This is a genomic window from Bacillota bacterium (genome assembly GCA_040755295.1).
Taxonomy (GTDB): domain Bacteria; phylum Bacillota; class Desulfotomaculia; order Desulfotomaculales; family Ammonificaceae; genus SURF-55.
In genome coordinates this window covers 258152-272562 of sequence record JBFMBK010000001.1, presented here as the reverse complement: position 1 = coordinate 272562, position 14411 = coordinate 258152, and the positions used below count along the sequence as shown (strand labels likewise).

The 14411-nt window shown below is 59.1% G+C and carries 9 protein-coding genes; all 9 read right to left on the bottom strand.

Annotated features, from left to right (window positions below):
- Positions 1 to 119: 119 nt before the first annotated feature.
- Positions 120 to 2039: an ASKHA domain-containing protein gene (locus AB1500_01220; protein MEW6181782.1), complete on the bottom strand. Its 1920-nt coding sequence runs from the start codon at positions 2037 to 2039 to the stop codon at positions 120 to 122.
- A gap of 16 nt (positions 2040 to 2055) precedes the next feature.
- A complete protein-coding gene (gene acsC / locus AB1500_01215; protein MEW6181781.1) occupies positions 2056 to 3390 on the bottom strand; it encodes an acetyl-CoA decarbonylase/synthase complex subunit gamma in 1335 nt (444 codons plus the stop codon).
- 265 nt (positions 3391 to 3655) lie between these two features.
- Complete coding sequence (gene acsB / locus AB1500_01210) at positions 3656 to 5860, bottom strand: acetyl-CoA decarbonylase/synthase complex subunit alpha/beta (protein ID MEW6181780.1); 2205 nt, start codon at positions 5858 to 5860, stop codon at positions 3656 to 3658.
- Entirely contained in the window at positions 5853 to 7793 is a 1941-nt protein-coding gene (cooS, locus tag AB1500_01205; protein MEW6181779.1) for an anaerobic carbon-monoxide dehydrogenase catalytic subunit, read from the bottom strand. The genes acsB and cooS overlap by 8 nt, the downstream gene beginning before the upstream one ends.
- 16 nt (positions 7794 to 7809) lie before the next feature.
- Complete coding sequence (locus tag AB1500_01200) at positions 7810 to 10314, bottom strand: molybdopterin-dependent oxidoreductase (GenBank protein ID MEW6181778.1); 2505 nt, start codon at positions 10312 to 10314, stop codon at positions 7810 to 7812.
- A 201-nt stretch (positions 10315 to 10515) separates the two neighbouring features.
- Positions 10516 to 11037, bottom strand: coding sequence for an NADH-ubiquinone oxidoreductase-F iron-sulfur binding region domain-containing protein (locus tag AB1500_01195; protein ID MEW6181777.1), 522 nt, complete (start codon positions 11035 to 11037; stop codon positions 10516 to 10518).
- Positions 11034 to 12905: an NADH-quinone oxidoreductase subunit NuoF gene (locus AB1500_01190; GenBank protein MEW6181776.1), complete on the bottom strand. Its 1872-nt coding sequence runs from the start codon at positions 12903 to 12905 to the stop codon at positions 11034 to 11036. Before AB1500_01190 ends, AB1500_01195 begins: the two co-directional genes overlap by 4 nt.
- Positions 12892 to 13365, bottom strand: coding sequence for an NADH-quinone oxidoreductase subunit NuoE (gene nuoE / locus AB1500_01185; GenBank protein ID MEW6181775.1), 474 nt, complete (start codon positions 13363 to 13365; stop codon positions 12892 to 12894). Before nuoE ends, AB1500_01190 begins: the two co-directional genes overlap by 14 nt.
- Positions 13349 to 14122 carry an AAA family ATPase gene (locus AB1500_01180; GenBank protein ID MEW6181774.1) on the bottom strand — a complete coding sequence of 258 codons (774 nt, stop codon included), beginning with the start codon at positions 14120 to 14122 and terminating at the stop codon, positions 13349 to 13351. The genes nuoE and AB1500_01180 overlap by 17 nt, the downstream gene beginning before the upstream one ends.
- Positions 14123 to 14411: the final 289 nt, after the last annotated feature.

The window sequence follows — 14411 nt, the reverse complement described above, 5'->3', positions numbered from 1 at the left end:
AGTAACACATTCCTGCGTCAGCCCGGCGAAGCCGAATCCTCACGTACGTATCAGTACGCTCCGGTGCGTCTCCGCGGTCTTCCTTGCACTGTATTACTTCTCGCCGCGTTCCGTAAGTGTCAAGTGGCGGCTGAATTCCTGCCCTGCAGTGAATGGAAAAGGTTCATATCCGTATGCGGCAGGAAAAGCGCCGAAACGAACTCCTCCATAAAACGGTTCCCGACACTCAGCTCCATATACGTAATCCGGCGGGCGATATCCGCTGTTCCGGCCCATACCTCGCGCGATAACAGCGCGAGCCGGGCGCCCTTCAAGGAACTGTTCCCGATATACGTGTAACGTTCAAGCGGAACGTCCGGCAGCATCCCGATCGCGACAGCGTCGCGGATGTTGATAAAACGACCGAACCCTCCCGCTATGAAAACCCTTTCGACCGCTTCAACCTCCAGGTCAACCGTGGTCAACAGCGTCCTGATCCCGGCGAAAACCGCCGCCTTGGCCCGCATCAGGTTGTCGATATCGGCCTGGGTGAGTACGATGTTCCTTCCGTGACCCGTCTCGTTCGTCCACGCCACCACAAACTCCGGCCCTTCCTCCCCCTCGGTAAACCGCGGTGTGTCAAGGCCCTGCACAAACTTTCCACCCCGGTCGATCACCCCCGCCTGATACAGCGATGAAAGCGCGTCGATCAACCCGGAACCGCATATACCGATGGGTTTCCCGTCCCCCACAGTGCGGTAAACCACTTCGAACCCCCCGGGAAGCACCCGCACCGCTTCGATCGCTCCGACCACGGCCCGCATCCCGCAGGCGATACCGCTTCCCTCAAAGGCCGGTCCTGCCGAACAGGCGCAGGCCATCATCCATTCCCGGTTTCCGAGGACCATCTCCCCGTTGGTGCCGATGTCCATAAACAGGGTCAGCGGGTCGGCCTCGGCCATGCCGTTGACCTTAACCCCGGCGGTGATGTCCCCCCCGACGTAACTCGCCACGCCCGGCAGGCAGTAAACCCAGGCCTCCGGACATACCTTAAGCCCGACCTCCGCCGCCCTTACCGGCGGCGGGAGATTGACCGCGGGAACATAGGGCTCCAATCTGATATAGGTGGGGTCTATCCCCAGAAAAAGGTGAATCATCGTTGTATTGCCCGCACAGACCACCGACCGTACGTCCGTGGGATTCAGGCACGCCGTATGAAGTAGTTCCGCTATAAGCCCGTTTACCGTTTCTACGACCGCCTGCTGCAGTTCTTCCAGGCCCCCGGGGGTCTCGGTGCCGTAGACTATCCTGGAAATCACGTCATCCCCGAAGACCGCCTGCCGGTTGTAGGTACCGGCTGAACCGCTGACGGCGCCGTTTTCAAGGTCCACCAGCTCCACCGCCACGGTGGTCGTTCCTATGTCCACCGCCAGCCCGTATACCGCAGCGTCTTTTGCGGCTGCCGGTTTGACCCCTTGAATCTCGCTGGCGGGGCCGAGGGATGCCAATTCCACCACAACGGACCAGTCCGCGTCGCGCAGGGTACCCGGCAAACCCGCCAGGACCTGACGGGTTATCATAACGTTATCAATTCCCTGTTCGTGTTTTAAAGCCCAGACAAGCCGGCCGTAGTCGTCGGTGTTGTCCGTAAGGGTCGGCGCCGGAAGCTTAACCGCCGTTCTGCGAAACAGCGGGTACAGTTCCGCCGCCCCCTCCCCGGAAACCGCCGCCAGCAGACCCGGCCGCCGCTCGTCGAGAAGCACCCGGTGTTCCGTCAAACGGGATGTTTCCGGTATAAAGACCTCAACCGCATCCTCGGGCACCGCCTGACAGGCAAGGACCCAGCCCTTTTCCGCCTCCTCCGGCAAAATCTTTTCCGCACCGGTAAAGGCCGTCTTGCCCTTCCGGACCTGAACCCGGCAGCGGCCGCAGACCTTTTTGCCGCCGCAGGCGCCGCGGAGAGCTATCCCCGCTTTAGCCGCCGCCTGCAGGATGGTCTGCCCGGTGTCGATTTCCACCCGGAGGTTGTCGGGAAAAAATGAGACCAGTTTTTTGGACATTATTCTAATTCTTTATTCAACTCCAGAACTGCTTCAAAAATGCTGAAATACCTGCAGATTCCCGCGGGCCCACCATTACTTCCCACCCTGAAAGCTCCTGAAGCTTCCCGCTGAGAACCGCGACTCCCCCGGGGATAATCATCTTCCGGTGCTCCACCTTTTCGGCGATGCCGCTCTGGTCCAAGGTCTCGGATATCTTTTCCGGCGTGAACTTCCCTGCCGCCCAGGCCGTCAGCACGGAGATCCCGTCGGTGTCCACCGGCAGGATATAGCCCGGTACGCGGGAAGATTCCACGTCCCCCGCCACACAGAAGTAAGTAAGGGAGAAATTGGTCGTGATATAAACCGGCGACTGCGGCGTTACCGCCCCGATCTCGTAAACCTTGGACTCGACCGCAATCGGTTTCTGCGGGTCGGTGTATACGTTCAGCCGCAAGGTTATAAGCGGCAGTATCTCGGCGGGATCGGCGGTACCGACAACCACAATGCCCGCGTACTTGGCCACGTACATCCCGGCTTCCGCCGCCCGTTGGACCGGGTCCGGGTTGGTGGCGAAGGCGATGCCCGGAAAACCGAAAGGCCTGAACCGTTTTAAAGCATGGCGTCTTAACTGTGTTTGATCGGCCAGGACCTGATTGGGCTCCCGCGCCCCGGTATCGAGGACCAGCTGTTTTACGCCCGCCGCGGTAACCTTGTTCACCAGGTCCTCCAGCGCCACAAGGTTTTCGGCTTTCACCGCCAGCACCGCGTCGTGCTGCTTCGCCAGGGCGGCCATCTTCTCGAAGTTTCCCGACGTAGCCGCGTAAATCAACGGTTTGGCGTTCCCGACGTCTTCCAGCGCCGCGGCCATAACCTCCGGGTCTTCGCTTATAAGGATAATCCCGAGGTTGGTGTTTGCCTTGACCGTCTTTGCCGCCGCGGCGAAAACCGCAGCGTCCTTCGAAGTGTTTTCCAGCGCCACGAGGTCCACGCTGTGCATCTGTCCCACCCGTTCGAAGCAGAGGGAATTTATCGCTTTCACCCGTACCTCGATATCTCCCGGCGGCAGGTTATCCGGCACGGTGACGGCGATACCCGTCATGTGCTCGAAGCGTTTGTCGTGGCGGAAAAGGACCGTTTCGTTTCCAATCTCCAAAACCCGTTCCCCCGCACCGATCTTTACCAGCGCGATCGGCGGGGCCGAGGCTGCTCCCAGGGCTTCTTTCGCGGCGTCGCTCACGTGCGGGCATTTGTCAAGCGCAGCCTTGCCGCCCGCCAACTGCATGGCGAAAGCCAGACAGGTCGGCTGCCCGCACTCCTTGCAGTTTGTCCTGGGCAGCAGTTTGTAAATCTCGAGTCCTGTTAGTGCCATTTCCACACCTCTTTTTCTATGTCCTGAGTCCCCAGTCGCAAGTCCCGCGTCACAAGTCGCGAGTCGCGAGTCCTGAGTTATGAGTTTTGTTAAAACATCAAAGCATAGATGCCGCAATTACCCAGCACTCAACTTGGGATGCCATAGCACCAGAATCGCGCTACTTTGCCGACCAAGTTGAGTGCTGGGCGGAAAGAAGCAAGCAAATTGGGAAGTGAGATCTCACCTCGCAAATTGACATGCCCTGCGGATTAACTGAATATTTTTAAAACAAGGGGTCCATGGTAAGGGCGGGGTGCGCCTTCTCTTCAAGGAAAGGCAGAATCTCCTCCGCCGCCGTGCCGATTGTTTCATCCGCAATCTTATCGACAAAATCCTTACCCAACCCGGCCGCCTCCGCTTGGTCCTCCAGCACGGGAAGCATCTGGTCTTTGAACTCCTTCGGCATCCAGACGATCCGCGCGATGCCTCCGTCACCGACAACAAACTTCCTGGAAGCGAGATAGGCCTTTCCTATGCCCATGAAACCGGGGGTCTGTATCCCGCCGCCGATGGTGCCGGCCAGCGTGGAAAAGCTCATCCCGGAAGGAGTCATTCCGCGAAACTCCCGGTTAACGATCATAAAGCCGTTGCACTCGGGGATCATCACCATTATGGCCTCAAAGCAACCGCAGGACGTCAGCGGGTTATCCATAATGGTATAGAAATTGACCTGTTCAACCGAACCGCGGGAGTTCTGGAAGATAAAGTCGTTGCACGACCTCCACTGGCCTTTTGCCGGATCGATCACGTCCTTCTTGGGAATCGGCTGGTTGCACCCGTGCGGATTGATCTCGTAAGCCGCCTTCGCGTCGAGCCAGCTTACCGAACCGCACAACCCGACCCGTTCCGGCAGGACCACGCAGACGTGCGTCGGCGCGAAAGACTGACACAGGGTGCAGGAATAAAAGGTATCGACCGTATCGTCGTTGAGCGCCTTCAGCCGCGCGTCGCGCCGCCCGTAAATCTTCCGGGCCTCATCCCGCGCTTTGACGACCTCGGCCTCATCGGTATAAATGGTCACCTGAACCCGGTCAACGATGTTGGCAAACTCCGATTTAATCTTGGCATAAAGGATATCCCCGAAGTGGCGCATCCTAAAACCCTGTTTATAGGCCGATTTGGCGATACGGATCCAGTTAAGGTCCCGCTGCCCCATGTGCCAGATGCCCTGCGCGTAATTGATAAAGTAGTGAACCCGCCTTTCAATTACCGGCTCGAAGTCTTCCTGCATCTTCCGGCCGTAAACGTCCACAACGATCCCGATAGGCAGCCTGCCGCCCTCCTGAACCGAGTCCACATCCGGCCCGATTACCTCGATACGGCCGTCTTCGACGGCGTCCGCTTCATGCGTCCGTACCATTTCGAAGGCCGGTGTTTTTTGGCCGCCGAACTCGATCTGCATGTCGCCCTTACGAACCGTTTCCCCTTCAAAAGCCGGACCGAAGGATACCGGAATCGGAACCTTGGTCACCTGCACCTTGAGGCCGCGAACCTCTATCGCCCGGGCGACGATCTTGTCGTGCGGCACGTTCGACACAACATGCTCGTACGTACAGACACCCGTCGGCAGAATCTCCGGGATATCGGTATCGGCTATCGCCGGGAAGCCGAAATTTATAGCCCCGGCGGCCTGCGCGTATTTTTCATCGTCCACGGGCCCCAACGCCATCGCGAACGCAAAGATTCGATTCTTATTATAAAGCAGAAGGCGGCGGAAATCCCCCGGTTTTACCCCGCCGAAGGACATTGCCGCCCGCGCCGCAAACCCCAGCGCGAAAACCGTGGCCGTGATGTCCTTGCCGAATGGAACCAGCCGGGTTTCCCACCCCAGCTCTATCTTTTCCTCCTTCAGCTGCTCGGCCATATTCCGCCCGTCCGACGCGGCCGACATGAAGACGTAAAGGTTCTTTTCCTGCAGTTCGCGGGCGATCTTCACCGCGATCTCGTTCGTGGGCGCGGCCCCTACAATCGCCGCAAAACCGGGCGCAGTACCGTCCACAAACTCTATGCCCCGTTTGCGCATGATTACGTCGTCCGCCGCACCGAGCCACAGGTTATCCTCGGTGGGGGAAGAGGTCATGGTGTAGGGAGGGTTTTCGATGTATTTGGTCGCCTCGATTATCTCGTCGGCAAACAGCGCCGCCATCCCGGCGTCCAGGGTATTACCGAGGTAAGGAAGCCAGACCTTATCCGCCGGAACTGGTGGAAGCAGTTCACCGGCCGTTTTAAGCACCGGCTCAAGGTCTCCTACCTTTTCCACCTGAAGGCCCGTGATCCCGTAAATCACCGGCAGGTAGTAGCCGGTATTCGGGAAGGCAACCGGGGCTTCCGGTCCGAATGCTTCAATCGCCTGGCGTAAGGATTCCTCAGCCCGCGCGTAAAGTTTATGGGCGCCCCTTATGGCGGCGGAAGCAATTATTTTAGACAATTTCCAGCTTCCTCCTCATCTCCATGTCGTAAAGCACCCGTTCCTTGGCGGACTCAATCCCCAATGCCTTACGCTTGGAGTCAATGTGCGCAATGATTTGTTGCGCCATCGCCACTGGATCCGGCTCGAAGAACCAGTTGGCGCCTACCTGTTCTTTTATTCCGCCGAACACGTAATCCGAAAGCTTCGCGCTTCCCGTCGTCGGAAAAGCCACCCCGAACCCGACGGTTACACCGCTGGTGACAAAGTACTGCCCGATCGCGATCGCCTTTTCGCTCATCCATTCGGGCGCGCAACCGCATACCGGAACGTCCGAAAGGTCTTCGCCCAGGCCGCCTTCTTTGACCACCGCCGTACCGGCGACCAGCAGGCGGCTGTTGTCTACGCACGACCCGCAGTGCAGGACCGGCGGTATACCGACGGCTTCACATACCTCTTTCAAGCCCGAACCGGCCAGTTCGGCCGCCTCGGGGATCAGGAGGCCCTCCTTCGCGCAGTTGATGGCCGCGCAGCCCGTAACGAGCACAAGCACGTTATTGGCGATAAGCTCGCGGACAACGGTGGTGTGTAGGTCCCCGAACTTCACCCGGGGGTTTGAACATCCGACGACCGCCGCTATCCCGCGGATGCGCCCGTTCATTATGTTATCGTTGAGCGGCCGGTAGGAAGACCGGAAACGGCCGCCAAGCATGTAGTTGATGGTTTCGTGGCTGAATCCGGCAACCAGGTCCATCTCTTCCTTCGGGATATCGACCGCACGCCGCTTCGGGTAATTGGCGATCGCCCTCCGGACGATTTCCCGCGCCGTTTCCATCCCGTTTTCATGGTGAAACTCGAGATGGGTGACGCCGGGGATACGCGCCCGGCAAGAAGTCGTGAAGAGTTCGGTATGGTAACAGCGCGCGACCACGCTGATCCCCTGCATGACGCACTGGATGTCTACCACCATCGCTTCCACCGCGCCGGTGGCTATGGCGAGCTCCTGCTGCAGCACGCTACCGGCCACCGGGATGCCCTTGCGCATCAGCAGCTCATTCGCCGAGCAGCAGATACCGGCAATGTTGATGCCCTTCGCGCCGACGGCCCGCGCCTGGCTCAGTAATTCCTCGTCCCTGGCCGCATCCACGATCAGTTCCGGCAGAAGCGGCTCGTGGCCGTGGATTATGATATTCACCTGGTCGTCTTTCAACACTCCCAGGTTGACCTTTGACCGGATGGGAACAGGCGTCCCGAACATGATATCCTGCAGTTCGGTGGCGATCATCGAACCGCCCCAGCCGTCCGCCAGCGAGGTCCGCATCCCCTGTAACAGGAGGTGCTGGTATTCCTGGTCGGCTCCCACAGAAGTCCGGTGCATCATCTCTACGACCTCACGGTCGACGCCCCGGGGGACAACGTCCAGTTTCCGCCAGATCTCCCGGCGTTTCTCCGGCGCCCGGCCGGCAAAGACAAGCTCGCCGTCCTGCCGGCCGAACTCGCTTATGAGCTTCAGGCCCACTTCCTCGGCGAGTTTGTTCTTGTTTTTACCCGCTGCTTCAATCCCCAGGTCCGCGGCCACCGCGCGCAGTTTCACTTCGTCCCGGATCTCAAACCCGGGCGCCTCACCGCGCGCCGCCGCAAGGAAAGTAGCGGCGACTTCCCGCCCGTGGTCGGAATGGGCCGACGTCCCCGCGGCGATCATCCGGCAGAAGTTGCGCGCCGAAATCGTTTCCGCCGTGGCGCCGCATATTCCCGCTGAAGATGATCCCGCCCCGCCGTCGGTAACGCGGCACGGCCCCATGTAGCAAACGCGGCAACAGGTTCCCCCTACCCCGTAAGGACACGGCTTCCTTCCCTCCACCCGGCTGAAGGCTGTGGGTATCCCTTCCCGGGTAGTCTTCGCAATCATCTTCTGGGTAGCCGTGCAATTTGTTAGAACTTTCTCTCTCCCCAACCCTTTTACTGCCTCCTTACAACTTTGTTAAGGCCGCCGCTACAGGCCCGTTCGGTCCATCAGGGCCCAAAAGCATGTTCGTCTTCGCCGCAAAAGCCGGCATTATTACCACTCCCGCCGGAAGGCCCGGGTCTACTTGCACCACGGTGCCGGTCTGTCCGTATGCCGTACTTACGGACACCGGTGCTCCTTCGGCGAGCCCTAAACGATCAGCGTCCTCCGGGGCGATGGCGACAAAATCTCCTTGATAAGGCAAGAGATCGTCAAGTCCGCTGTTCTTTATCCAATGGTCATTATAAAAACCGAAGCGGGACGCGAAGGGTACCAACCTTAGAGAACCGGCGTCTTCCGCTTTCGCCCCTGAACCGTTCACCGGCTGAAAGGCCGGGCGTGGCGAAGTGCCGGGGGTTATCCCGAAATTCGGGGCCACCGCCCGCGCTTCCTCCCCCACTTGACGGCAGGATACATAACTCAACGAGAAATTCATTTTCGACGCCAGTTGTTCGATAACCTGCCAGACGGCTAGCGTTTTCTCCGGTAATACTTTCCCGTACTGTCGAACCCTACCTTCCGCATTCACGCATGTACCACCGGTTTCCAGCGAGGAGGCCAGCGGCAGGACCACATCGGCCATCTTCGCCGTCTCGGTCAGGAAAAGGTCCTGGACCACCAGCAGCTGGAGGTCATTAAGCCGGGCGGCAACCCGCGCGCCACCCGGGAATGACACGACCGGGTCCTCCTGGAGCACATAAAGCGCCTTCAGGGGGGAATCCTGGGCAAGCATTTCGTCCGCCGCCAGTCCCGGGGTATCCGGCGCCGCCATCCCCCATAATTTCGAAAACCTGGCCGCCGCTTTGGAAACCGGCTGCAAACCGGGGTAACAATCCGCAACCGCGCCCATCCGCCAGACCCCCTGAGCGTTGGAAAGGGAATGCCCGGGGAAGAACGCCTTTTTGACCCTTCCGGTCAGCAGGCAAAGATTGAGGGCGGCGCTTCCGGTCTGCTGCGTCACGCCGTCAACCGCCAGCACCACCACGCCTTTGGCCTTCGCATCCATCCAGAGTTCGGCCGCCGCTGCAATATCGTCGGCGCTCACCCCGGCCGGTGCACCCGCCGCCTCTTTGAGGCTCTTCGCAAACCTGTTAAATCCCGTAATCTGCTCTTTCTCGGCCTTTACATTACCTTCCTTCCGGACCACCACCTGCGCCATCTGCTGGAGCACGACGTGTTCGGAACCGGGCAGCGCCCGCAGCCAGACCTTTGCTATCTTTACCGGGCGGCCGGCATAGAAACCGATGTAAACAACCTTCGCCCCCCGGTCGGCCGCCTGTTTGATCCGACCCCACACCGCCGGCACCCGCCGCCACACGTCGCCGACCACCAGGATCACCCCGGCGGCGCCCACATCATTCAAAGCGGCGTATCCTTTCGTGCCGCCGACTACCGCTTCGAGTTTCTGCAGGAGTTCGAGTCCGGAAAAACGCACCCCGCTGTCGACGTTATTGCTCTGCAACCCCGCCCGGATAAACTTCTGAAAAACATAGGCCGTCTCGTTGGTCGCCAGCGCGCCGGCGATCCCCCCGACGGCCTGCGGGCCGTAATTCTCTTTGATCCCCTTAAGGCGGCCCGCGACAAATTCCAACGCCTCATCCCAGCTTGCGGGAGCCAGTTCCCCGTTTTTACGCACCAGGGGAGTCTCAAGCCGCGCCGCGCCGTCGATATGGCTATAGCCGAAGCGCCCCCGGGCGCAAAGGTAGTCGGCCGGTCTTTCGGTTGCGACCTTTACGACGTCATCGCCTTTCAGGTTGTACAACAACTTGCAGGCGCTGCCGCAATAGCCGCAATGGCTCTCCACCGCGCGCAGTTCCCACTCGCGGCCCTTACCGCGCCCTTTTTTCTCCAGGAGCGCCCCCGTGGGACAAACGCCGACGCAGCTTCCGCAAAAATCGCAGCCGGCCTCCTGCAGCGGTTTGTCCAGGGCGGTAGCAACCTTTGTTTCGATTCCGCGTTTTACAAAGTCCAGAATATCGCTTCCCTGTCCCCGGCACACGCGGATGCACCGCCCGCAAACGATACACAGATTATAATTCCGTACAATAAAAGGATTGGCATCGTCAACGGGATAACCGGGATCACGCACCGGGTAGGAAGGCCGTTCGATGCCTAGCTCATAAGCATAGCGCTGCAGCTTGCAGACCCCGCTTTTGTCGCAGCTCAGACAGAGTCCGGGATGCCTCGAAAGCAGGAGTTCTATTATAAAACGCCTCGCTTCTAAAATCTGCTCCGTACTGGTGCGGACCACCATTCCCGGAGCCACCTTCCGTACGCAGGAGACCACCAGCCCCCGGACCTTTTCAATCTCCACCACGCAAAGACGGCACGCCCCTGTCGCCTTCAGCCCGGAACAATAACAGAGATGAGGAATAACTATTCCCGCTGCTTTTGCCGCATGAAGGACGGTGGTTCCTTCCGGGACGGAGATTTCCTTACCATCAATGGTAAGGGTAACTGATGAGGCCAAAACTACCTTCCCCCTTTTTTTCCGACAACTATTCAGACACTCCGTAGGGCGCGGCGATAAGCTTCGCACTACTTCGTCGGCCGGGTGGTCCGAATCCTCATGTATTTCTATATACGCTCCGGTTCGGCCCGCCTGGACCTCCTTCTCCTACTCGCTTCTCGCCACGTTCCGTAAGTGTTAGGTGACATCTGAACAGATACCTTAGACAACTTCTATGGCCCCGTCTGCGCAAACCTTTGCGCATTCCCCGCAGTGCGAGCATTTTTCCCCGACGATTATATACGGCAGGTTATCGGTCCGGTAAGCGATATAGGGCTCCCCGAATATCGCCCCCTCGGGACACACCTCCCGGCACTTGTCGCACTGGGTGCACCGCTCCGGATTCACCTGGTAAATAAGAAGTCCTTCACAGGACCCTTCCGGGCAATGATGCTTCTCCGCGTGGGATTGAAACACCTCCCGGTGGTTTTTAACGGATTGAGAAAGGTTTGCCACCGCCTTCTGCCCGTGTTTACATAAGGCTACAATCATCACCTGGCTGCAGATGCTTTCCAGTTGACTGATGTCGTCCGTTGTAGCCTCTCCACGCCTCAGCCGCTCCAAAGTGTCTATAATCATCGGCGCCGCCGTCATGCAGGGGATGCAGCGCCCGCAGAGCTTCTCCTCGGTAAACTCCGTGTACTCCTCGAAGGCCCTGGTAACCTCGCAAACCGCGTCGCTCATGTCCCTACCGCCTCCTTTCGGACCGCCGGCTCGACCAGCACGCAGCCGGTCGGGCAGACCGCCAGACACGTCCCGCACTTCTGACAAAGCACGTTGTCGATATAGTACCTGTCCCTGGTCTCGATGATCGCCCCGTGGGAACAACTCTGCCTGCAAAGACCGCACTGGACGCAGTCTTCCCCGATGACATAACTCCCCAGGGTCGTGCAGGCCCGGGCCGGACATCCCTTATCCCTGATGTGCGCCTCGTATTCCTCGCGGAAGTAACGGATGGTCGAAAGCACCGGGTTCGGCGCGCTTTGACCGAGACCGCACAGCGCGGTCTGCTTGATCTTCCACCCTATATCCTCAAGGCGCTCGATGTCGCCCTCCCGGCCTTCCCCGGCCACAATCCTGTTCAATATCTGCAGCATCTCGTAGGTCCCGATCCTGCACGGCGGGCACTTGCCGCACGACTCGCGCTGCGTGAAGGAAAGGAAGAACCGGGCGAACTCCACCATGCAGGTCTTATCGTCGACGACCACCATGCCGCCGGAACCCATCATCGAACCCAGCGACTTCAACGACTCAAAATCCACCGCCGCGTCGATGTGTGCCTCGGGGATACACCCGCCCGAAGGGCCGCCGGTCTGGACCGCCTTGAATTTACCGTCCCCCATGACACCGCCTCCCACGTCGTAAACAACCTCGCGCAGCGTCATTCCCATCGGGACCTCTATCAGACCGGTGTTACTGATGTTGCCGGTGATGCAGAACGCCTTGGTTCCCTTGGACTGCTCGGTGCCGTACCGGGCGTACCAGTCGCCGCCGTTACGGATAATCGCCGGGACATTCACGAAGGTCTCCACGTTGTTCAGGCAGGTCGGCATCCCCCACAAACCCTGCTCCACCGAGCGGGGAGGCGTCTGACGCGGCGAAGGGCGCCTGCCCTCGATCGCCACCATCAGCGTGGTTGACTCGCCGCAGATAAAGGCCCCCGCCCCCTTCTTCACGTGCAGGTCAAACGCAAACCCGGTGCCCAGGATGTTCTCGCCCAGCAGCCCGCGTTCCCGCGCCTGTATTATCGCCTGCTCGAGGCGCTTCACCGCCAGCGGGTATTCGGCGCGGACGTAAATATACCCTTCGTCCGACCCGACGGCGTAGGCGCAGATCAACATCCCTTCCAGCACCGCGTGCGGGTTCCCTTCCATCATCGAACGGTCCATAAACGCGCCGGGGTCGCCCTCATCCCCGTTGCAGATAACGTACTTCTTCGCTCCCGGTGACCGGCGCGCCGACTCCCATTTCCTCCCCGCGGGGAAACCGGCCCCGCCGCGGCCCCTCAGTCCCGATGTCTTCATCTCTTCGATAACCGCTTCGGGGGTCATCTCGGTCAGCACCCCGGCCAGCGGGAGGTACCCGCCGACGGCGATGTAATCCTCAATGTCCATCGGGTTGATCTGCCCCAGATCCTTCATGGCTATCCGCGTCTGGTTCGCGTAGAACGGCATATCCGCCTTCCGGCTGCAGAGCTCACCCGTGTCCGGATTGCGGTAAAAATGCGTTACAAGTTCCTTGCCCCTTTTCACTGATAAATCAACGATTTTGGGCACGTCCAACACCGAGACCCTGTTCAGGAAGAACTCCTGCGGGTCGACGGATACGATCGGGCCGCCCTGACAGAACCCCTGGCAGCCGACCGGGACCACCCTCGCGTCCGATCCCTGGCGCTCGACTTCCGATTCAAAGGCCCTGAAGACCTCCTCCGCGCCGCCCCCGACACATCCGGTGCCCATGCACACCTTCACCTTGTGCTTGACCCGTGCCCGCTCCGCGGCCAGGTCGTTGGACAACGCCTCTAAGACCGACCGGTTTTCAATCCTGGCCAACGCTCTCACTCCTCTTTAACGAGGTTAACACCTTACCGGCGTCGAGCACCCGCTGCGTCTTTTCGTTAATCACCATCACCGGCGCCAACGCGCAGCACCCTACACAGCTTACGGTTTCGAGGGTATACTTCAGGTCTTCTGATGTCTCGCCGTTTTTTAAACCAAGCTCATCCTCGAACTTCGTGAGGATGCGCCCGGAACCCCGGACGTAGCAGGCCGTTCCGGTACAGACCCGTACGATGTTCCTCCCCCGCGGCGTGAAGTAAAAACGCGCGTAAAAGGAAGCCACGCCGTAAATCTCGGCGAGGGAAATCCCCAGTTCCTTGGAAACAACCTCAAGCGCTTCTTCCGGAAGGTAACCGAACTCGTTCTGGGCGTCTTCCAGAACGTGAATCAATACCGCGTCTTTCCCTTTATACCTGCCGACAATTTCCCGCGCCCGTTCAGTTACATTGATCATCTGAACTAACCCTCTCCTTATCAACTGCGTCTTTAATCTTTGTTACCGACTCCCGGAACCCCATCCCCAATTCACCTTCCCCGCAGTAGGCGGCCGGGTCGAAAGGAAGCGTCCCTATAACCCTGCCCGGAAAGGCCGACTCGACCAGCCCTCCGTCTTCCGGCGACGCCACCTTGTTCCCGATCACCGCCACCCTTGGGATGCCGATATCTCCCGCCAGTCTTAGCACCAGACTTCCGGTGTGAATGCTCCGCCGGTTCGGCTCCGTCACCACCAGCAAAACATCCACCCCTCGCGCCGTCCCGCGGGAGAGATGCTCAATACCCGCCGGCATATCCATCACCACCACCTCATCCCGTTCCAGGAGAAGTGCGGTTAAAACAGCGCTTAAAAAAGCGTTTTCCCGGCAGTAACAACTGGTGCCCCCTTTTTTTAATCCCCCCATCCGCATGAACAGAATGTTATCCAGCCGGAAACAAAAATCGTCGAGTATCTCCCCTAAGGGCGGGTTTAAACTAAAAAACCCCCCTTCTCCTCCCATTGCTTCCTGCACATGCTCCTTAATCTCTACTACGGGACGAATCTGTGCCGCCGCCTCGGCTGGAATCCCTAACGCAAGCGCCAGCGAGGCGTCCGGGTCGGCATCAACGGCGTAAACCCGCCGGTGGGTCAAAGCATAGGCACGAATGAGAGCAGCCGATAGAGTGGTCTTTCCCGCACCGCCTTTTCCGGATACAGCTATTTTTATTCCCTTCACTGCAACACAACCTTGCGTCTTATTAAGCTGTAAACCACCAGCTTTCATTTAAATAGGTTGAACAGAAAGCGCCGTTATCAGCCAATATAATTTGTAAGCTCTACACATGTAAACAACTTCTTACCTAACGGGCAAATTTAGCCTTCAGAGCGTATAAAACGGAAAGTGACCGGTTTATGATTTTGCGGGGGCGTTGCGGCAGGAATGAACCAGGAAAGCCAAAAGTAAATTATATTTTCTGTAAATAAAAAAACAGGGCAGGCCGTGCCCACCCTTTCGAAGTCCCTGT